At 67.6% G+C, this 20327-nt stretch carries 20 protein-coding genes and 1 pseudogene; 13 read left to right on the forward strand and 8 right to left on the reverse strand.

Translation table 11 applies throughout. From position 1 onward, the window contains the following. Positions 1 to 727: hypothetical protein (locus tag AB7E83_RS15915; RefSeq protein WP_428571124.1), on the forward strand; the 727-nt coding region annotated here is incomplete at its 5' end. Here the strand turns inward: AB7E83_RS15915 and mpl are convergent. Further along, complete coding sequence (mpl, locus tag AB7E83_RS15920) at positions 711 to 2129, reverse strand: UDP-N-acetylmuramate:L-alanyl-gamma-D-glutamyl-meso-diaminopimelate ligase (RefSeq protein WP_428571125.1); 1419 nt, start codon at positions 2127 to 2129, stop codon at positions 711 to 713. The genes AB7E83_RS15915 and mpl overlap by 17 nt on opposite strands. A gap of 62 nt (positions 2130 to 2191) precedes the next feature. On the opposite strand from mpl, the gene AB7E83_RS15925 reads away from it, so the two are divergent. From AB7E83_RS15925 to AB7E83_RS15975, 11 genes and pseudogenes are all read left to right on the forward strand, one after another. Next, the gene (locus AB7E83_RS15925) at positions 2192 to 2779 is read left to right on the forward strand and encodes a hypothetical protein (protein ID WP_428571127.1); all 588 of its coding nucleotides are present in this window, start codon (positions 2192 to 2194) and stop codon (positions 2777 to 2779) included. A gap of 38 nt (positions 2780 to 2817) precedes the next feature. After that, positions 2818 to 3375, forward strand: a complete 558-nt coding sequence (locus AB7E83_RS15930) for a TlpA family protein disulfide reductase (protein ID WP_428571129.1) — start codon at positions 2818 to 2820, stop codon at positions 3373 to 3375. 111 nt (positions 3376 to 3486) lie between these two features. Then, positions 3487 to 3942 (forward strand): acetyl-CoA carboxylase biotin carboxyl carrier protein, encoded by a 456-nt coding sequence (gene accB / locus AB7E83_RS15935; RefSeq protein WP_428571131.1) that lies wholly within the window; start codon positions 3487 to 3489, stop codon positions 3940 to 3942. A gap of 14 nt (positions 3943 to 3956) precedes the next feature. Further along, the gene (gene accC, locus AB7E83_RS15940; protein WP_428571133.1) at positions 3957 to 5306 is read left to right on the forward strand and encodes an acetyl-CoA carboxylase biotin carboxylase subunit; all 1350 of its coding nucleotides are present in this window, start codon (positions 3957 to 3959) and stop codon (positions 5304 to 5306) included. A 28-nt stretch (positions 5307 to 5334) separates the two neighbouring features. Then, complete coding sequence (gene prmA / locus AB7E83_RS15945; RefSeq protein ID WP_428571135.1) at positions 5335 to 6216, forward strand: 50S ribosomal protein L11 methyltransferase; 882 nt, start codon at positions 5335 to 5337, stop codon at positions 6214 to 6216. A 33-nt stretch (positions 6217 to 6249) separates the two neighbouring features. Beyond that, positions 6250 to 7275 (forward strand): DUF3426 domain-containing protein, encoded by a 1026-nt coding sequence (locus tag AB7E83_RS15950; RefSeq protein ID WP_428571137.1) that lies wholly within the window; start codon positions 6250 to 6252, stop codon positions 7273 to 7275. A gap of 24 nt (positions 7276 to 7299) precedes the next feature. Beyond that, complete coding sequence (locus AB7E83_RS15955) at positions 7300 to 8181, forward strand: carbohydrate kinase family protein (protein WP_428571139.1); 882 nt, start codon at positions 7300 to 7302, stop codon at positions 8179 to 8181. Between the two features lie 49 nt (positions 8182 to 8230). Next, the gene (locus tag AB7E83_RS15960; RefSeq protein WP_428571141.1) at positions 8231 to 8452 is read left to right on the forward strand and encodes a hypothetical protein; all 222 of its coding nucleotides are present in this window, start codon (positions 8231 to 8233) and stop codon (positions 8450 to 8452) included. A 2-nt stretch (positions 8453 to 8454) separates the two neighbouring features. After that, the gene (locus AB7E83_RS15965; RefSeq protein WP_428571143.1) at positions 8455 to 8754 is read left to right on the forward strand and encodes a type II toxin-antitoxin system RelE/ParE family toxin; all 300 of its coding nucleotides are present in this window, start codon (positions 8455 to 8457) and stop codon (positions 8752 to 8754) included. A 5-nt stretch (positions 8755 to 8759) separates the two neighbouring features. Further along, a pseudogene (locus AB7E83_RS15970) lies at positions 8760 to 9059 on the forward strand (PfkB family carbohydrate kinase); the annotation flags it as partial. A 51-nt stretch (positions 9060 to 9110) separates the two neighbouring features. Then, a complete protein-coding gene (locus tag AB7E83_RS15975) occupies positions 9111 to 9815 on the forward strand; it encodes a DUF4197 domain-containing protein (protein WP_428571145.1) in 705 nt (234 codons plus the stop codon). 4 nt (positions 9816 to 9819) lie between these two features. On the opposite strand, the gene AB7E83_RS15980 is transcribed toward AB7E83_RS15975, so the two are convergent. Continuing rightward, positions 9820 to 10587: an SDR family oxidoreductase gene (locus AB7E83_RS15980; protein ID WP_428571147.1), complete on the reverse strand. Its 768-nt coding sequence runs from the start codon at positions 10585 to 10587 to the stop codon at positions 9820 to 9822. A 134-nt stretch (positions 10588 to 10721) separates the two neighbouring features. Here AB7E83_RS15980 and AB7E83_RS15985 point away from each other — a divergent pair, with 134 nt between their 5' ends. Beyond that, positions 10722 to 12185 carry an MBL fold metallo-hydrolase gene (locus tag AB7E83_RS15985; RefSeq protein WP_428571149.1) on the forward strand — a complete coding sequence of 488 codons (1464 nt, stop codon included), beginning with the start codon at positions 10722 to 10724 and terminating at the stop codon, positions 12183 to 12185. A gap of 45 nt (positions 12186 to 12230) precedes the next feature. On the opposite strand, the gene AB7E83_RS15990 is transcribed toward AB7E83_RS15985, so the two are convergent. The 6 genes from AB7E83_RS15990 to icmF all read right to left on the reverse strand — a co-directional run bounded on the left by AB7E83_RS15990 (position 12231) and on the right by icmF (position 20298). Next, positions 12231 to 13241: a branched-chain amino acid ABC transporter permease gene (locus tag AB7E83_RS15990; protein WP_428571151.1), complete on the reverse strand. Its 1011-nt coding sequence runs from the start codon at positions 13239 to 13241 to the stop codon at positions 12231 to 12233. A 2-nt stretch (positions 13242 to 13243) separates the two neighbouring features. After that, a complete protein-coding gene (locus AB7E83_RS15995) occupies positions 13244 to 14128 on the reverse strand; it encodes a branched-chain amino acid ABC transporter permease (RefSeq protein ID WP_428571153.1) in 885 nt (294 codons plus the stop codon). A 30-nt stretch (positions 14129 to 14158) separates the two neighbouring features. Continuing rightward, on the reverse strand, positions 14159 to 15373 hold the full coding sequence (locus AB7E83_RS16000; RefSeq protein WP_428571155.1) for an ABC transporter substrate-binding protein: 1215 nt from the start codon (positions 15371 to 15373) through the stop codon (positions 14159 to 14161). Between the two features lie 32 nt (positions 15374 to 15405). Continuing rightward, the gene (locus AB7E83_RS16005) at positions 15406 to 16113 is read right to left on the reverse strand and encodes an ABC transporter ATP-binding protein (protein ID WP_428571157.1); all 708 of its coding nucleotides are present in this window, start codon (positions 16111 to 16113) and stop codon (positions 15406 to 15408) included. Beyond that, entirely contained in the window at positions 16113 to 16901 is a 789-nt protein-coding gene (locus AB7E83_RS16010; RefSeq protein ID WP_428571159.1) for an ABC transporter ATP-binding protein, read from the reverse strand. Before AB7E83_RS16010 ends, AB7E83_RS16005 begins: the two co-directional genes overlap by 1 nt. Positions 16902 to 17004: 103 nt before the next feature. Next, complete coding sequence (gene icmF, locus AB7E83_RS16015; RefSeq protein ID WP_428571161.1) at positions 17005 to 20298, reverse strand: fused isobutyryl-CoA mutase/GTPase IcmF; 3294 nt, start codon at positions 20296 to 20298, stop codon at positions 17005 to 17007. Positions 20299 to 20327: the final 29 nt, after the last annotated feature.

A 20327-nucleotide genomic window follows, 5' to 3' on the forward strand; every position in this document is an offset into this window, starting at 1 on the left:
CTGGGGCGCCTCCGGTCCCATGACCGCGACGGCCAAGGGCCTGCGCTTCGATCTCGACCAGCCGCACACCGCGCACGCCGTGCTCGCCCAGTTCGGCAAGCAGCTCCATGCCGTCGCGGTGCAGTTCGGCCTGGCGAGTTCGCTCGCCGAACACTACCAGGCGCTCGGCGGCGACGCCTACGACGTGATCGTCGACAACCGCCTCGCGGCGGTGGTCGACATGCGCGGCGACGTCGCGCTGTCGCCGCGTGCCGATTGCACGCGCTTCGGCGACGCGACGTGGCAGCGCCGCGGGCCGGGCGGTCTGCCGGGCGGCTACCACCACACGACGGTGTCCGAACTGATGTGGCTCTACGCCACGCGCACGACCCGCGACCTGCTGCCGCCCCACTACCGCACGCGCACGCTGTTCTATCGCCGCCCGCCTCGCGTGCCGCAGCGCCTGCTGGGCGACTCGCACCTGAAAGTGCTGCGCGAACTCTCGCTCGCGCCGACGACCTTCGACGAGCTGTCGGTTCGCACGAAGATCCCCGCTTCGGCACTGGCGCGGGCACTTGCCGCGCTGCATTTCGTGGGAGGTGTCACGTCGAATCCGCGCCGGGCTTGCCCGCCGCCGATGCGTCCGGCCGAGGATAGCTGCGACGCCGTGCCGGTGTCGATGAACCACTCCATGCCGTTCACCCGCCCGCCGCTCGACGCCACCGCGCCGGCTACGCTGTCGCGTTGACCTTTCCGAGCGCGTCCAGCAGCTTCGCGTGGATGCCGCCGAAGCCGCCGTTGCTCATGCAGACGATGTGATCGCCGGGACGCGCCGCGCGGACCACCTGGCCGATCAGCTCGTCGATCGAGGCCGCGACCATGGCACGGTCCCCCGCTGGCGCGAGCGCCGACTTCGCATCCCAGTCGAGCGCGCCCGTGTGGCAGAACGAGAGGTCGGCCGGCTCCAGGCTCCACGGCAGCTGCGAGCGCATGGTGCCCAGCTTCATCGTGTTGCTGCGCGGCTCGAAGACCGCGAGGATGCGCGCGTCTCCCACGCGCCGGCGCAGGCCGTCGAGCGTGGTGCGGATCGCTGTGGGATGGTGGGCGAAGTCGTCGTACACCGTCGCGCCGCCGCTCGTGCCCAGAAGCTCCATGCGCCGCTTCACGTTGCGGAAGCGCGAGAGCGCCTCGCACGCGACGCCGGGCGCCACGCCGGCGTGCTGCGCGGCCGCGATGGCGGCGAGCGCATTGAGCTGGTTGTGGACGCCGGAGAGTTCCCAGCGCACGCGGCCCACCGGGCTGCCGCGCTCGAGAACCTCGAAATCGTGCGGCTCGCCCTGCGCGGTGAAGTCGCTCACCGCCGCGCCGAAGGTGCGCACCTCGCTCCAGCAGCCTTTGTGCAGCACGCGCGCGAGGCTTTCCTCCAGTCCATTGACCACCACCCGCCCGTTCGAGGGCACCGTGCGAACGAGATGGTGGAACTGCCGCTCGATCGCCGCGAGGTCGTCGAAGATGTCCGCATGATCGAATTCGAGGTTGTTCAGCACCGCCGTGCGGGGCCGGTAGTGGACGAACTTGCTGCGCTTGTCGAAAAAGGCGGTGTCGTATTCGTCGGCCTCGATCACGAAATAGCCCCCACGCTCCCCGTTTCGCGCGGCTGAGCCGGAAGACGGAGCGCCGAGCCGCGCCGAAACGCCGAAGTCGACCGGCACGCCGCCCACGAGAAAGCCGGGCTCCAGCCCCGCGGCTTCCAGCACCGACGCCAGCATCGACGTCGTCGTCGTCTTGCCGTGCGTGCCCGCGACCGCCAGCACATGGCGGCCCTGCAGCACGTGCTCGCACAGCCATTGGGGACCGCTGGTGTAGGGCAGGCCCTGGTCGAGGATCGCCTCCATGAGCGGATAGCGCGCCTCGCCGGTGGCCGTGCGCGCCCGCGACACGACGTTGCCGACCACCCAGAGATCGGGCTTCAGCGCGAGCTGGTCGGCGCCGAAGCCCTCGATCAGGTCGATGCCCAGCGCGCGCAGCTGATCGCTCATCGGCGGATACACGCCGCTGTCGCAGCCGGTGACCTTGTGTCCCGCCTCGCGCGCGAGCGCGGCGAGGCCGCCCATGAAGGTGCCGCAGATGCCGAGGATGTGGAGGTGCATGGCGGTCATTATCCCGGCCGTGCGCCGCCCCGCCGGCGCGCGGATGCAGAATGACACGCTTGATGAATACCGAACCGGAAATCGCCGCCACCGCCGCGCGGCTCGTGGTGGAAGAGGGGCTGGAATACGGGCCCGCGAAGAAGCGCGCCGTGAAGCAGCTCGGCCTGCCCGCGCGCGCGGCGCTGCCGGACAACGACGCGCTCGAAGACGCGGTGCGCGAGTACATCGAACTCTTCTGCGCGGACACGCAGCCGGCCGAGCTCGCCGCGCTGCGTCGGCTGGCCTTCGTGTGGATGGAGCGACTGGCCGAGTTCCGGCCCTATCTCTGCGGCGCGGTCTGGCACGGGACGGCGACGAGGCTGTCCGACATCTACCTGCAGCTCTTCTGCGACGACCCGAAATCGGCCGAGATCATGCTGATCGACAAGGGCGTCGACTACGAGGTCCGCACCGTCAACGGCTTCAACGGTCAGCCGGTGGACGCGCTCAGCGTGAGCAGCATGAGCGAGGCGCTCGGTGAACACATCGGCGTGCATCTGATGATCCATGACCTCGACGACGTGCGCGGCGCACTGAAGCCGGATGCGAAGGGGCGAGCGCCGCGCGGCGATGCCGCGGCGGTCCGGGCCTTGCTGGAGGCGAACGAATGAGCACGGATGGAAAGTCCTCGATTTCCACCTCCGCGGGAATGACGCGGCGCGGGGTGCTGCTTTCTGTGGCGGGCGTTGCAGGATTGGCCGGTGGGCTGGGGTTCGCGCTGTACCGTCATTCCCGCGAAGGCGGGAATCCGGGGCTCCCGAATCAATCCTCGGGTGCGCCCTCGGACCCGGCAACCGCAAACCTCTGGACCGCGAGTTTCGACACGCCCCAGGGCCCACCCCTTGCGATGAGCGCTTTGCGAGGCAAACCGCTGCTCGTGAATTTCTGGGCCACGTGGTGCCCGCCGTGCGTGGAAGAGTTGCCGCTCATCGATGCCTTCTACCGTCAACACGTGGCGAACGGCTGGCAAGTCATCGGCCTGGCCATCGATCAGCCGAGCTCGGTGCGTCGCTTCCTCGAAAAGACGCCCGTGTCCTTTCCCATCGGATTCGCGGGACTCGAAGGCACCGAGCTTGCCAAGGCGCTCGGCAACCTGGCCGGGGGTCTGCCCTTCACGGTGGTTCTCGGCGCCGATGGGGGCGTCCGCCAGCGTAGAATGGGCCGCGTCACGGAAGCGGACCTCAAGCAGTGGTCCGGCCTGCGCTGACCCACTTCATCCACTGCCGTTCGGCGAAATTAACGTAAAAATCGCGGCAAAAGCCGTAAATAGCCGATTTTTGCTGTAAATTCGCGCTCCCACAACAACGCTGGAGATGGCATGGATCTTCGAAAGCTCAAGACCCTGATCGATCTCGTTTCCGAGTCCAACGTGTCGGAACTCGAGATCACCGAGGCGGAGGGCAAGGTCCGCATCGTGAAGGGCGGCGTCGGGATGGCGCACATGAACATGATGCAGCCGCAGGCGATGATGCAGCAGCCGATGCAGGCCGTCGCCGCTCCGGCGCCGGCCGCCGTGGCCGCCGCGCCCGAAGTGCCGGCCGGGCATACCGTCAAGTCCCCCATGGTCGGCACGTTCTACCGCGCTTCCTCGCCCGGCGCCAAGCCGTTCGTCGAGGTCGGCCAGGCGGTCAAGGAGGGCGACACGATCTGCATCATCGAAGCCATGAAGATCCTCAACGAGATCGAGGCGGACAAGTCCGGCACGGTCACGCAGATCCTGTGCGAGAACGGTCAGGCGGTCGAATACGGCCAAGCGCTCTTCATGATCGAATAAGTCGAACACCGTCCATGTTCAAGAAAATCCTCGTCGCCAACCGCGGCGAAATCGCGTTGCGCATCCAGCGCGCCTGCCGCGAGCTGGGCGTGAAGGCGGTGATGGTCTACTCCGAGGCAGACCGCGAAGCGAAGTACGTGAAGCTCGCGGAGGAGGCCGTGTGCATCGGCCCCGCGCCTTCCGCCCTGAGCTACCTGAACATGCCCGCCATCATCTCGGCCGCCGAGGTGACGGACGCGGAGGCGATCCATCCCGGCTACGGCTTCCTCTCCGAGAACGCCGACTTCGCCGAGCGCGTGGAAAAGAGCGGCTTCCAGTTCATCGGTCCCACGCCCGAGTCGATCCGCATCATGGGCGACAAGGTGTCGGCCAAGCAGGCGATGATCAAGGCGGGCGTCCCCTGCGTGCCCGGCTCCGAGGGCGAGCTGCCCGACAACCCCGCCGAGATCCGCCGCATCGCGAAGTCGGTCGGCTATCCCGTCATCATCAAGGCAGCGGGCGGCGGCGGCGGTCGCGGCATGCGCGTCGTGCATACCGAAGCGGCGCTCGTCAATGCGGTGCAGATGACGAAGTCCGAGGCGCTGGCGGCGTTCGGCAACGGCGCGGTCTACATGGAGAAATTCCTGCAGAACCCGCGCCACGTCGAGATCCAGATCCTCGCGGACAAGCACAAGAACGCGGTGTACCTCGGCGAGCGCGACTGCTCCATGCAGCGGCGCCACCAGAAGATCATCGAGGAGGCGCCGGCCCCGGGCATCCCGCGCAAGCTGATCGAGAAGATCGGCGACCGCTGCGCGACCGCGTGCAAGAAGATCGGCTACCGCGGCGCGGGCACCTTCGAATTCCTCTACGAGAACAACGAGTTCTACTTCATCGAGATGAACACCCGCGTGCAGGTGGAGCATCCGGTGACCGAACTCATCACCGGCATCGACATCGTGAGGACGCAGATCATGGTGGCGGCCGGCGAGAAGCTGCCCTTCAAGCAGGGCGACATCGAACTGCGCGGCCACGCCATCGAATGCCGCGTGAACGCCGAGGACCCGTACAACTTCGTGCCCTCGCCGGGGCGCATCACGCTGTGGCACCAGCCGGGCGGCCCGGGCGTGCGCGTGGACTCGCACGTCTACAACAACTACTTCGTGCCGCCGAACTACGACTCCATGATCGGCAAGATCATCGTGCACGGCGACACGCGGGAGCAGGCGCTCGCGCGCATGCGCACGGCGCTCGCCGAGACGGTGGTGGAGGGGATCAAGACCAACATCCCGCTGCACCGCGAGCTGATGGTCGATGCGAAGTTCATGGATGGCGGCACGAACATCCACTACCTCGAAGAGTGGCTCGGCCACCACAAGCGCTGAAGCCGGCGCCGGACCCAGCCCGCCCGCCATGTTCGAGCTGCGCCTGATGTGCCCGGAAGACCGGGTGGAAGCCGTGAGCGACGCGCTCGATGCGCTCGACGCATTGAGCGTCTCGGTCGAGGACGCCGACGCTCAGACGCCCGCCGAGCAGGCGCTCTTCGGCGAGCCCGGCATGCCGCCGCCCAAGGACGGATGGCTGCGTTCGCGCGTCATCGCGCTCTTCGACACCGAGGCGCAGGCGGACGAAGCCGCGGCGTTGCTGCAGCCCCAGGACTTCTTCGCCGGCTGCCGCATCGTGGGCGTGCAGCCCGTGCCCGACGAGGACTGGGTGCGTCTCACGCAATCGCAGTTCGCGCCCGTGGAGATCACGCCCGAGTTCTGGATCGTGCCGACCTGGCATGAGCCGCCCCCCGGCGCCACGCGCGTGATCCGTCTCGACCCGGGCCTCGCCTTCGGCACCGGCACGCATCCCACCACACGCATGTGCCTGCGCTGGCTCGCGGCGCATCCGCCCGCGGGCCGGCGCGTGCTCGACTACGGCTGCGGCTCCGGCATCCTCGCGATCGGCGCGGCGAAGCACGGCGCGAGCACGATCGATGCCGTGGACATCGATACCGCCGCGGTGCGCGCCACCGAAGAGAACGCGCAGGCCAACGGCGTTGTGCTGAATGCCGGCCTGCCCGACCTGGCGCAGGGGGCCTACGACACCGTGCTGGCCAATATCCTGGCCACGCCGCTGAAGGTGCTCGCGCCGCTGCTGTGCGCGCACGTCGCGGAAGGCGGGCATCTCGTGCTCGCGGGCATCCTGGAGCGGCAGGCCGACGAACTGAAGGCGGCCTATGCGCCGTACCTCGCGCTCGACGTGGCCGACACGCAGGACGGCTGGATCCTGATGACGGCGCGGCGCTGAGCAGCCGGGGCGCCTGCCTACAATGCGAGGCTCATGAGCCTGATCACCTGCTGTCCCGCGTGCGGGACGATGTTCAAGGTCGTTCCGGACCAGCTCAAGATCTCCGACGGCTGGGTGCGCTGCGGGCACTGCTCGAACGTGTTCGATGCGAGTGCGCAGATGGTGCGGGAGGCGGCGGTGACCTCGGTGCCCGTCCAGGCGCCACCCCCTCCGCCTGTCCCTGAGCCTGCGCCGGTCCCCACGTCGCCGCCTGCGCCGCCATTGCCCGGCCCCGGACCCGTTCGCGAAGTACGGTCCGAGCCCGCCACTACCTGGCAAGCCACACCGAAGTGGCCGCCCGCCGACGCGACCGACGTCGACAGCGACTTCGCCGCGGACCGCGCGATCGCGGCGGCGACGGGGGCCGACCGCGATCCCTCCGAATTCAGTTTTCCCGCGCTGGCGCGGCGCGAGCCGCTGCCCGAGCCCGAGGACGATTTCAGCGAGCGCATCTCCGAGGCGGCCGCGATCGAGCGCGACGCCGAGCCGCCGCTCGAGGAAGTCACGTTCGTGCGGCAGGCGCGCCGCCGCGAATTCTGGCGGCGTCCGCTCGTGCGCACGGTGCTCGTGCTGCTGCTGTTCGTGTTCGCCGCCACGCTCGCGCTTCAGTACGCCGTGCAGGAACGCAACCGGCTCGCCGCGCAGCAGCCCGCGCTGCGGCCCGTGCTCGAAACGCTGTGCGCCGTCTTGCGCTGCACCGTCGGGCCGCCGCGGCAGATCGAATCGATCGCCATCGACAGCTCGTCGTTCAACAGGATCCGCAGCGACACCTATCGGCTGAACTTCACGCTGAAGAATGCTGCCGCGCTGCCCGTGGCATTGCCGGCGGTGGAGCTCACGCTCACCGATGCGCAGGACCAGGCGCTGCTGCGCCGCGTGCTCCTGCCCTCCGAGCTCGGCGCGAGCTCGAGCCTCATCGCGCCGGGCGGGGAGTGGGCGGGTACGATCTCGCTCGCCCTCGCGGGCACGGCGGCGGGCACACGCATCGCGGGCTACCGCCTGCTCGCCTTCTATCCCTGATTCATTCCAAGAAAGAAAAACTCCATGGCTGCCCTGATCTGTGGCTCCCTCGCCTTCGACACCATCATGCGGTTCGAAGGCCGCTTCGCGGAGCAGATCATGCCCGAGCAACTGCACATCCTGAACGTGTCGTTCCTCGTGCCGTCGCTGCGCCGCGACTTCGGCGGCTGCGCCGGCAACATCGCGTACAGCCTCAAATTGCTCGGCGGCGAGCCGTTGCCGATGGCCACGCTCGGCACCGACGGCGCGGACTACCTCGCGCGCCTGCGGTCGCTGGGCATCTCGGGCGAGTTCGTGCGGCAGGTGGACGACACCTACACCGCGCAGGCGATGATCATGACCGACAGCGACAACAACCAGATCACCGCGTTCCATCCCGGCGCGATGATGCAGGCGCACGTCACGCGCATCGAGGCGCGACCGGACATCAAGCTCGGCATCATTTCGCCCGATGGACGCGACGCGATGCTCCAGCATGCCGACCAGTTCAAGGCGGCGGGCATCCCCTTCGTGTTCGACCCGGGCCAGGGCCTGCCGATGTTCGACGGCGCGGACCTGCGCGGCTTCATCGACAAGGCCACCTGGGTCACGGTGAACGACTACGAGGGAAAGATGCTTTCCGACCGCACGGGCTGGTCGAGCGCGGAGATCTCGAAGCGCACGCAAGGCCTGGTCGTGACGCTCGGCGCGGAGGGCTGCGAGGTGTGGACCGCCGGCGAGAAGACGATCGTGCCGCCGGTCAAGGCGCGCGAAGTCGTCGACCCCACGGGTTGCGGTGATGCATGGCGCGGTGCGCTGCTGCACGGGCTGGAGCAGGGCTGGCCGCTTGCGCGCTGCGCGGAGCTGGGCAACAAGGTGGGCGCGCTGAAGATCGCCAGTCGGGGGCCGCAGAACTGGGTGATGTAACGCGTTGTCCGATGATGTTCTGTGGATGTCTTTCGAGTACCATTGATGTATGCAGCTCGCAACCGGAACGGTAATCAACGGCAAGGTGGTTGTCGAAGGCTTGGCGCTGCCTGAGGGGACGGTCGTGACCGTCCTCACTCGCGAAGACGAGCAGACGGTGCGGCTTTCGGCGACGGAAGAAGCCGCGCTTCTGGATGCGCTCGATGAGGCGGACCGCGAAGAGGGGATTTCCGCCGACGAGCTTTTTTCGCGGATTCAGCGCTTCGGCTGAGTGTGACGCTGATCGTTCGGATCAAGCCGCGGGCGCAGCGGCAGATTGAACGTGCCGCACTGTGGTGGTCGGAGAACCGGATTGCGGCGCCCGGTGCGATTCGCAAGGACCTTGAGGGCGCTCTCGCGTTGCTGGTCGATGAGCCGGGAATCGGAACCCGGATTGAAATTGAGAGGCCCGAGGTCGTGCGCAGGCTTCACCTGGGTCGGGTCAGTTACTTCGTGTACTACCGTGTTCGCGGCAGGTTTCTCGAAGTGGTGGCGTTCTGGCATACGAGTCGCGGTGTACTTCCTCCGCTCTGACGTCGGGAAAGATGCTTTCCGACCGCACGGGCTGGTCGAGCGCGGAAATCTCGAAGCGCACGCAAGGCTTGGTCGTGACGCTCGGCGCGGAGGGCTGCGAGGTGTGGACCGCCGGCGAGAAGACGATCGTGCCGCCGGTCAAGGCGCGCGAAGTCGTCGACCCCACGGGTTGCGGCGATGCATGGCGCGGTGCGCTGCTGCCCGGGCTGGAACAGGGCTGGCCGCTCGCGCGCTGCGCGGAGCTGGGCAACAAGGTGGGCGCGCTGAAGATCGCCAGTCGGGGGCCGCAGAACTGGGTGATGTAAAGTGGTTGTCGACTGGCAGACATTGCCGGATGGAAAGGAGTGGGGATTGACATGAACCGACGCACCTTCCACCTCCAGACCGCAGCCGCGCTCGGCCTCTGGTGCGCATCCGCGCCCTCGCACGCCCAGACCTTCAGCCTCGCCGGCCTCAGCAACGCCGACGCCAGCCAGGGCCTCACCGCCGCGCTCCAGCAAGGGGCGCTCGCGGCGGTGGGCCTCCTTGGAAGGCCGGACGGATTCATGGGCAATCCCCAGGTCCGGATTCCCTTGCCGGGCTTCCTGGCGGACGCTTCGAAGTTTCTTCGTGCGCTGGGTCAGGGCCGGCAGATCGAGGAGCTGGAAGTCGCCATGAACCGCGCCGCGGAAGCCGCGGTTCCGCTGGCGAAGGATCTGCTGGTGAATGCCGTGAAGACGCTGTCGGTCACCGACGCCCGGAACATCCTCACCGGCGGCCCCACGTCCGTCACGGCGTTCTTCGCCGAACGCACGCGCGCGCCGCTTTCGGAGCGATTCCTGCCCGTGGTGAAGGGCGCAACGGACAAGGTGGGGCTCGCGGAAAAATACAACCGGGTCGCCGGCAAGGCCGCGGGCATGGGCCTGGCCAACAAGGAAGACGCAACCATCGAGCGCTACGTCACCCGCAAGTCCCTCGACGGCCTGTACTTCGTCATCGGCGAAGAAGAAAAGAAAATCCGCCAGAACCCGGCCGGCGCCGCCAGCGCCATCGTGCGAAAGGTATTCGGCGCGCTGAAGTAGCGAGTCACCCGCGCGCCAGCGTCACCCCGCCATCGACGACGAGGGTGCCGCCCACCACATAGTCTCCCGCGCGCGAAGCCAGATAGATCGCCGCGCCGGCCATGTCCTCGTCGACGCCCACGCGCCGCACCGGCACGCGCTTCGCGATGTTCTCGCCGTTGTCCCGCGCCTCCTTGTTCATTTCCGAGCCGAACGGTCCCGGCGCGATGCCGTTGACCACGATGTTGTCGTCGCACAGCCGCAGCGCCATCCGCTTCGTCAGGTGAATCAGCCCGGCCTTGCTGGCCGCGTACGAATACGTTTCCCACATGTTCACGGAGATCCCATCGATCGATGCGATGTTGATCACCTTCGCGGGCCGCTGCGCCGCGCCTTTCTTCAGCAAGCCATGCAATGCCTGCGTGAGGAAAAACGGCGCCTTCATGTTGAGGTCGACGACCTTGTCCCAGCCCTTTTCGGGAAACGTGTCGAAGGACTCGCCCCACGCCGCGCCGGCGTTGTTCACGAGGATGTCGAGCGCCGGCTCGCGCTCGGCCAGCGCCGCTGCGAGCGCGCGCGCGCCTTCGACGGTGGACACGTCCGCCGGCATCGAGATGCAAGTCCCGAGTGCGGACAACTCCTTCGCCGTCGCGTCGCAGGCTTCGGCCTTGCGCGCGGAGATGTAGACCTTCGCGCCGTGGTGAAGGAAGCCCGTGGCGATCATGCGGCCGATGCCGCGCGAGCCGCCGGTGACGAGGGCGACGCGGCCCTGCAGCGAAAACAGATCCTTCATTTCGGTTCCTTGTGCGGAGTACGGGCGGAGCGTAGCCGCCCGCGGGCCGCATGCCAATCACGTGCAGGACACCCCTCATGACAACGGCGGATTGCGCCGCTACGATCCGGCCCCACCCTTCCACGGAGACGCGAATGTATCGGTTCACCGGTGTGTCCAGGCTTTTGCTCGCGGCAGGCAGTGCCGCGTTCCTCGCGAGCTGCGCGGTCATGGGACCCGACCCCCAGGTGGCGCTGCGACAGGCCGACCAGGCCATGGGCGGCGCCAACCTCAAGACGTTGCGCTACGCCGCCACGGGCACGGGCGGGACGTTCGGGCAGGCGTGGGTGCCGGGCCAGGCGTGGCCGCGCCTGAACATCACCAGCTTCTCGCGCGTGCTCGACTACGAGAGCGGCGCGATGCGCGAGGACTCCGCGCGTGCGCGTTCCGAGCCGAACGGCGGCGGCGCCGTGCCGCTCATGGGGCAAGGGGAGCAGCGCGTCTCAGGGTTCGTGCGCGGCACGCACGCCTGGAACATGGTCGGCCCCGCGCCGGTGGCGGCGCCCGTGGCGCTCGATGCGCGAATCCACGATCTCTGGACCACTCCGCACGGCGTCGTGAAGGCGGCCATGAAAAATGCGGCCATGGCCCGCAGCGACGGCGGCAGGACCGTCGTGAGCTTCTCGCAGCCGGGCCGCTTCAAGGCGACGGCCTGGATCGGCAGCGACGGGCTCGTCGAGCGGGTGGACTCGGTCCATCCCCATCCCGTGAGCGGCGATACGGCGGTGACCACGTTCTACTCGGGCTATCGCGACTGGGGCAACGGCGTGCGCTTCCCGACGCGCATCCAGCAGACGCAGGGCGGCTCGCCCGTCTACGACCTCAACGTGAGCGAGGTGCAAGCCAACGTTCCGACGCCTGCGCCCGAGGTGCCGGCGCTGGTCTCGGGATTCGTCGAACGTCCCGTCTCGGAGAAGGTGGCCGACGGCGTCTGGCACATCGCGGGCGGCTCCCACAACAGCGTGCTGATCGAGATGGCGGACCACCTGATCCTCGTCGAGAGCCCGCTGTACGACGGCCGCGCGCTCGCGGTGATCGCCGAAGCACGCCGCCTCGTGCCCGGCAAGCCGATCCGCTACGCGATCAACTCGCATCATCACTTCGATCATTCGGGCGGCCTGCGCGCCGCGGCTTCGGAAGGCATCACGCTTGTCACGAGCGAGCTCGCGCGGCCCTATTTCGAGCGCACGCTCGCCAACCCGAACAGCATCAACCCGGACGCCTTGCAGCGCTCGGGACGCCGCGCGACGGTGATGGGCGTGGCCGGCATGCGCGAGTTCCGCGATGCCACGCGCCAGGTCGTCGTCTACCCGATCGACAACAGCGTGCATGCGCAGGGCTTCCAGATGGTGTGGCTGCCGAAGGAGCGCCTGCTGATCGAGGCCGACGCATTCACGCCGGGCGCGCCGAACGCGGCGCCCCCGAATCCGCCGAACGCGAACCACGTGAACCTGATCGAGAACATCCAGCGGCGCGGCCTGAACGTGGACCGCATCCTGCCGCTGCACGGGCGCGTGGTGCCGTATGCGGAGTTGCGGCGGACGGCGGGAATGCGTTAGAGGAAGAAGGGGGGCCGCGCGGTGCCCGCACCCCGGCCCTCTCCTTCAGCTGCGAACCTGGCGCCGCTCGCGCCACGCCAGCAGCTCGCCGACGATGCCCTTGCGGAAGGCAAGCACGCACAGCACGAAGATCGCGCCGATGATCACCGTGACCCACTCGCCGGCCTTGTCGGCGAGCAGGTTCTGCAGGCCGATCACGACGCCCGCGCCGAGCACCGGGCCGAAGAAGGTGCCGACGCCGCCCAGCAGCGACATCAGGATGACCTCGCCCGACATCGACCAGTGGACGTCGGACAGGGTGGCGAAGCCCATGATCACGGTCTTGAGCGAACCCGCCAGACCCGACAGGCCAGCCGAGAGCACGAAGGCGAGCAGCTTGTACTTGTCGACCTCGTAGCCGAGCGACACGGCGCGCGGCTCGTTCTCGCGGATCATCTTGAGCACCTGGCCGAAGGGCGAGCCGACGATGCGCAGGATGCCCAGGAAGCACGCCACGAAGATCGCGAGCACGACGTAGTACAGCGTGAGGTCGGAGGCGAGCGGCAGCACGCCGAACAGGCTGCCGCGCGGCACGCCCTGCAGGCCGTCCTCGCCACCCGTGAACTTCGCCTGCAGGCAGATGAAGAACACCATCTGCGCCAGCGCCAGCGTGATCATCGCGAAATAGATGCCCTGGCGGCGGATGGCCACCAGGCCGAAGACGAGGCCGAGCAGCGCGCCGCACAGCGTGCCGGCGAGCATGCCGAGTTCCGGCGTGAGGCCCTGCGCCTTGATCAGCCAGCCCGCGATGTAGGCGGAGAATCCGAAGAAGGCCGCGTGGCCGAACGACAGCAGTCCGGTGAAGCCGAGCAGCAGGTTGAATGCGCAGGCGAACAGCGCGAAGCACAGGAGCTTCATCGCGAACACCGGGTACACGCCGAGCATGGGCGCGGCCAGGCCGAGCACGAGCAGCGCGAGGTAGGTGTTGCGAACCGCGGGACTCAGCCTTGCCGACTTGGGCTCCGCTGCGGAAGGCGAACGCAGGCTGTCGCTGGCGGTCGTGGACGGGGAGGTCATGTTCATGCCTCCTTTCCGAACAGGCCGGCGGGGCGGACCATGAGCACGATCACCATGATCGCGAACACGACGACGTTCGACGCCTCGGGATAGAACACCTTGGTGAAGCCTTCGATGACGCCGAGGCCGAGGCCGGTCACGACGGAGCCGAGGATGGAGCCCATGCCGCCGATCACGACCACCGCGAACACGACGATGATGATGTTGGAACCCATGAGCGGCTGCACCTGGATCACGGGGGCGGCGAGCACGCCGGCCAGGCCCGCGAGCGCGGCGCCCGCGCCGTAGGTGAGCATCACCATCAGCGGCACGTTGATGCCGAAGGCCTGCACCAGCTTCGCGTTCTCGGTGCCGGCGCGAAGGTAGGCGCCCAGGCGCGTGCGCTCGATGGTGTACCAGGTGCCCACGCACACGGCGATGGAGGCGAACACGACCCACGCCCGGTAGTTGGGCAGGATCATGAAGCCGAGATTGGTGGCGCCGGCCAGCAGTTCCGGCACCGGGTACGACTGTCCGGAGACGCCGTAGAGCTTGCGGAAGACGCCTTCGAGGATCAGCGCGAGCCCGAAGGTGAGCAGCAGCCCGTACAAGGGGTCGAGCCCGTACAGGCGCTTGAGCATCGTGCGCTCGACGACCATGCCGAGCAGGCCGACGAGCAGCGGCGCGAGCACGAGCGCGAACCAGTAGTTGATGCCGGCCTGGTCCATCAGGATCCAGGCCGCGAACGCGCCCAGCATGTAGAGCGCGCCGTGCGCGAAGTTCACGACGTCGAGCAGCCCGAAGATCACGGCCAGCCCCAGGCTGAGCATGGCGTAGAAGGCGCCGTTGACCAGGCCCAGCATCAGCTGGCCGAGAAAGGCCTGGTGGGGAATGCCGAAGATCTCCATGGGCTGCTTATGTCGTGGCGGTCGCGCGGTTTACTTCCAGAGGGGGCACTTGGTGTCGGCCTTCGTGCCCCAGGGCTCCTCGCCCTTGAGCACCTGCACGACGTTGTAGTAGTCCCACGGCTCCTTCGACGCGTCGGGGGCCTTCACCTGCATCAGGTACATGTCGTGGACAACGCGGCCGTCGGCGCGCACGTAGCCGTTCTTCATGAAGACGTCGTTGAACTTCGTCTTCTTCATGTGGGCCAGCACCTTCTCGGGGTCGTCGCTGTTGACGGCCTTGACGGAGGTCAGGTACTGAAGCGCGGCGGAATAGTCAGCGGCCTGCACGGACGACGGCATGCGCTTGAACTTGTCGAAGAACTTGCGCGACCAGTTGCGCGTCTCGGCCGACTGGTTCCAGTACCAGCTGTCCGTGAGGTAGAGGCCCTGCGTGGCCTTGAGGCCGAGCGCGTGGATCTCGTTGATGAAGATCAGCATGCCCGCGAGCTTCATGGTCTTGTTCAGGCCGAACTCGTTGAAGCCCTTGATGGTGTTGACCGTGTCGCCGCCGGCGTTGGCCATGCCCAGGATCTGCGCCTTGCTCGCCTGCGCCTGCAGCAGGAACGACGAGAAGTCGCTCGCGTTCAGCGGGTGCCTGACGGAGCCGACCACCTGGCCGCCGGAGGCCTTGACGACCTTCTCGGTGTCCGACTGCAGCTGGTGGCCGAAGGCGTAGTCGGCGGTCAGGAAGTACCAGCTCTTGCCGCCGGACTTCACGACCGCGTTGCCGGTGCCCTTGGCGAGCGCCGTCGTGTCGTAGGCCCAGTGCAGCGTGTACGGGTTGCACTGGTCGTTGGTCAGGGCCGAGGTGGCCGCGCCGACGACGAGGAAGGGCTTCTTCTTCTCCGCGGCGACCTTGGCCATCGCGAGCGCGGTCCCGGAGTTCGTGCCGCCGATGAGCATGTCCACGCCCTGCGTGTCGAACCACTCGCGGGCCTTGGAGGCGGCGACGTCGGCCTTGTTCTGGTGTTCGGCGAAGAGCACTTCGATCTTCTTGCCGCCGATGGCGCCGCCCATTTCCTGGACCGCCATGCGGATGGTCTCGACGCCGCCCATGCCGTCGATGTCGCCGTAGACGCCGGACATGTCGGTGATGATGCCGATCTTGATGACGTCGCCCGAGAACTGGGCATGGGCGGGCAGGGCGGCGCCGAACAGGGCGGTGAGGGCCAGGCCGCAGGCCGCGGCGAGCTTCTTCAATTTCATTTCCATCTCCTTCTTCGTTGCATGAACGGCGATCAAACGCCCAAATACTCTTTCAACATCTCGGTGTTCGCGTGCAGCTCGTGCTGCGCGAACTCCCTGACGATCTTGCCGTGCTCCATGACGTAGAAGCGGTCGGCCAGCGGCGCGGCGAAGCGGAAGTTCTGCTCCACCAGCACCACCGTGTAGCCCTTGGCCTTGAGCGTGCGGATCATCTCGGCGAGCTTCTGCACGATGACCGGCGCCAGGCCCTCGGAGATCTCGTCGAGCAGGAGCAGCCGCGCGCCGGTGCGCAGGATGCGCGCGACCGCGAGCATCTGCTGCTCGCCGCCCGACAGGCGCGTGCCGGGGCTGGCCGCACGCTCCTTGAGGTTCGGGAACATGTCGTAGATCTCGGCGATGCTCATGCCGCCCGGGGCGATGGCGGGCGGCAGCATCAGGTTCTCCTCGGCCGACAGGCTCGCGAAGATGCCGCGCTCCTCCGGGCAGTAGCCGATGCCCAGCCGCGCGATGCGATGCGGCGGCAGGGCGATCGCTTCCTTGCCCGCGACGCGGATGGAGCCCGTGCGCTTGCCTGTGAGCCCGACGATCGCGCGCATGGTCGTCGTGCGACCCGCGCCGTTGCGCCCGAGCAGCGACACGACCTCGCCCTCGTTCACGCGCAGGTTGACGCCGTGCAGCACGTGCGACTCGCCATACCAGGCGTGGAGGTTGTTGATAGCGAGCATTTCGTTGCCGGCCATCAATGTGCCCCTTGCAGTTCGTTGTCGGCCGAGCCCATGTAGGCCTCGATCACCTGCGGATTGCGCGAGACTTCGGCGTACGGGCCATCCGCGATCACCGCGCCGCGCTGCAGCACCGTGATGCGGTCCGCGATCTTCGACACCACATTCATGTTGTGTTCGACCATCAGAATGGTGCGGCCGGCCGACACTTTCTTGATGAGCTGCGTCACGCGGTCCACGTCCTCGTGGCCCATGCCCTGCGTCGGCTCGTCGAGCAGCATCAGCTCGGGCTCGAGCGCCATGGTGGTCGCGAGCTCCAGCGCACGCTTGCGGCCGTAGGGCAGGTTCACGGTGAGCTCGTTCTCGAAGTCGTGCAGGTCGACGTCGCGCAGCAGCTGGCGCGCCCGCTCGTGCAGGCCGAAGAGCGAGGACTCCGGTTTCCAGAAGTGGAAGGAGGTGCCGAGGTTGCGCTGCAGCGCGGCGCGCACGTTCTCGATGACCGTCATGTGCGGGAACACCGCGGAGATCTGGAACGAGCGCACGATGCCGCGGCGCGCGGTCTGCGCGGGCTTCTCGTGCGTGATGTCCACGCCCCGGTAGGTGATCGTGCCGCGCGTGGGCGGCAGGAACTTGGTGAGCAGGTTGAAGAACGTGGTCTTGCCGGCGCCGTTCGGGCCGATGAGCGCATGGATGTCGCCGCGGCGAACCTTCAGGTCCACGTCGTTGACCGCCACGAAGCCCTTGAACTCCTTGGTCAGGCCCTTCGTCTCCAGGATCGTCTCAGCCGGCAAATTCTCGCTCCACATTCACGGAACCGCGACTGTAGGAGCGCCTGCTGCGGCCCAGTAAGGGGGGAAGCCCCTAGGTAGTTTTGCTTGACAGCGTAGCTGTCGAAATCCTGAATGCGGCTTACATGTTCCGCCGATACTGCCCGCCGACTTCGAACAGCGCATTCGTGATCTGTCCGAGCGAGCAGACCCGCACGGCGTCCATCAGCACCTCGAAGACGTTGCGGTTGTCGATCACCGCCTGCTGCAGGCGCTCGAGCATCGCCGGCGCGGCGTCGGCGTTGCGCGCATGGAAGTCGGCGAGCCGCTTCAGCTGGCTCTGTTTCTCCTCTTCCGTGGAGCGCGCGAGCTCGAGCTTTTCCATGACGGTGTCGCCATGGGGATTGCGGAAAGTATTCACGCCGACGATGGGCAGCTCGCCGGTGTGCTTGACCATCTCGTAGGCCATGCTCTCGTCCTGGATGCGGCCGCGCTGGTAGCCCGTTTCCATGGCGCCCAGCACGCCGCCGCGCTCGGAGATGCGCTCGAACTCCGCGAGCACCGCTTCCTCGACGAGCTCGGTCAGCTCCTCGATGATGAATGCGCCCTGGTTCGGGTTCTCGTTCTTCGCGAGGCCCCATTCGCGGTTGATGATGAGCTGGATCGCCATCGCGCGGCGCACCGAGTCCTCGGTCGGCGTGGTGATCGCCTCGTCGAACGCATTGGTGTGCAGCGAGTTGCAGTTGTCGTAGATCGCGATCAGCGCCTGCAGCGTCGTGCGGATGTCGTTGAACTGGATCTCCTGCGCGTGCAGGCTGCGCCCCGAAGTCTGGATGTGGTATTTCAGCTTCTGGCTGCGCTCGTTCGCGCCGTACTTCTCCTTCATCGCCACCGCCCAGATGCGGCGCGCCACGCGGCCCATGACCGTGTACTCCGGGTCCATGCCGTTGCTGAAGAAGAACGACAGGTTGGGCGCAAAGTCGTCGACGTGCATGCCGCGTGCGAGGTACGCCTCGACGAACGTGAATCCGTTCGACAGCGTGAAGGCGAGCTGGCTGATCGGGTTCGCGCCCGCCTCGGCGATGTGATAGCCGGAGATCGACACCGAGTAGAAATTGCGCACGTCGTGATGCACGAAGTACTGCGCGATGTCGCCCATCACCTTCAGCGAGAACTCGGTGGAGAAGATGCAGGTGTTCTGCCCCTGGTCCTCCTTCAGGATGTCGGCCTGCACGGTGCCGCGCACATTGGCGAGCGCCCATTCGCGGATCTTCGCGGCTTCGGTCTCGGTCGGATCGCGGCCGTTTTCCGCCGCGAACTTCTCGAGCTGCTGGTCGATGGCCGCGTTCATGAACATCGCGAGGATCGAGGGCGCGGGACCGTTGATCGTCATCGACACCGAGGTCGTCGGGTTGCACAGGTCGAAGCCCGAGTACAGCACCTTCAGGTCGTCGAGCGTGGCGATGGAGACGCCGGAGTTGCCCACCTTGCCGTAGATGTCCGGGCGCAGGTCGGGGTCGTTGCCGTACAACGTGACGGAATCGAACGCCGTCGACAGGCGCTTGGCGGGCATGCCCTCGGACACGAGCTTGAAGCGCCGGTTGGTGCGGAAGGCGTCGCCTTCGCCCGCGAACATGCGCGTCGGGTCCTCGTTCTCGCGCTTGAAGGCGAAGGTGCCGGCGGTGTAGGGATAGCTGCCCGGCACGTTGTCGAGCATGAGCCACTGCAGGATCTCGCCGTGGTCCTCGTACTGCGGCAGGCTCACCTTGCGGACCTTGGTGCCCGAGAGCGTCGTGGTCGTGAGCTTCGTGCGGATTTCCTTGTCGCGGATCTTCACCACGTACTCGTCGCCCGCGTAGGCCTTCTTCATGTCGGGCCACTGCTTCAGCAGGTGCAGCGCGTCCTTGTCCATGCGCGCGAGGCGCTTGCCCGCGAGGTCGAGCGCGGCTTCGGCGGCGGGCGCGCGGTCGGGCTTGTCGATCGTGAGCATCTCGGCCGCGGCCTTCAGCTGCTGGATCTCGCGCGCGAGCTTCGCCTGCGCGCGGGCGCGCTTCTTGTAGCCGCGCACGGTGTCGGAGATTTCGGCGAGGTAGCGCGTCCGGTTCGCCGGCACCACCGGCGCCTGGTTGGTGCTGTGGCGCACGTCGACCCGCGGCAGCGTGCCGTCGTTCAGGCGCAGGCCGAGCTCGGCCAGGCGCGGCTTCAGCGCCTGGAAGAGGGCCGTGACGCCATCGTCGTTGAAGCGCGCGGCCATGGTGCCGAACACCGGCATTTCCTCGGGCCGCTTGCCGAAGGCCTCGCGGTTGCGCTGCACCTGCTTCGCCACGTCCCGCAGCGCATCGGCCGCGCCCTTGCGGTCGAACTTGTTGATGGCCACGAACTCGGCGAAGTCGAGCATGTCGATCTTCTCGAGCTGCGAGGCCGCGCCGAACTCGGGCGTCATCACGTACATCGGGATGTCGACGAGGGGCACGATCGCCGCGTCGCCCTGGCCGATGCCGGAGGTCTCGACGATCACGAGGTCGAAGCCCGCCGCCTTGCAGGCGTTGACGACGTCGGGCAGGGCCGCGGAGATTTCGCTGCCGAAGTCCCGCGTGGCGAGCGAGCGCATGTAGACGCGGGCGCCTCGCTGCCAGGGACCGATGGCATTCATGCGGATGCGGTCGCCCAGAAGTGCGCCGCCGCTCTTGCGGCGCGACGGGTCGATGGACACGATGGCGATGCGCAGCGCGTCGCCCTGGTCGAGGCGCAGGCGGCGCACGAGTTCGTCGGTCAAGGACGACTTGCCTGCGCCGCCCGTGCCGGTGATGCCGAGGACGGGGGTCCTGTGCTTCGCTGCCTCGGTACGCAGCGCATCGACCAGGCCGGCCTCGGCCGTGCCCGCTTCGAGCGCGGTGATCAGCTGCGCGAGCGCCCGCCAGTGCTTTTCCTCGCCGCCCTGGATCGCGGCGATGTCGCGCGGCGCGTGCGGCGACAGGTCCTTGTCCGCCCGCATCACCATCTCGCCGATCATTCCCTGCAGGCCCATGCGCTGCCCGTCCTCCGGGCTGTAGATGCGCGCGACGCCGTAAGCGTGCAGCTCGCGGATCTCGGCCGGCACGATCACGCCGCCGCCGCCGCCGAAGACCTGGATGTGCTCGCCGCCACGCTGGCGCAGCAGGTCGACCATGTACTTGAAATACTCGACGTGGCCGCCCTGGTAGGAGCTGACGGCGATGCCCTGCACGTCCTCCTGCAGGGCGGCGGTCACCACTTCGTCCACGCTGCGGTTGTGGCCGAGGTGGATGACCTCCGCGCCCATCCCCTGCAGGATGCGGCGCATGATGTTGATGGCGGCGTCGTGGCCGTCGAAGAGACTGGCAGCGGTGACGAAGCGGACCTTGTGGGTCGGCTTATAGCTGGCGAGCGCCTTGAATTCGGCGGAAAGGTCGGTCATGGGGTCTCCGGGAAACCCCATGACCTTAA

It is taken from the genome of Ramlibacter sp., assembly GCF_050250995.1.
Lineage (GTDB): Bacteria > Pseudomonadota > Gammaproteobacteria > Burkholderiales > Burkholderiaceae_C > Ramlibacter.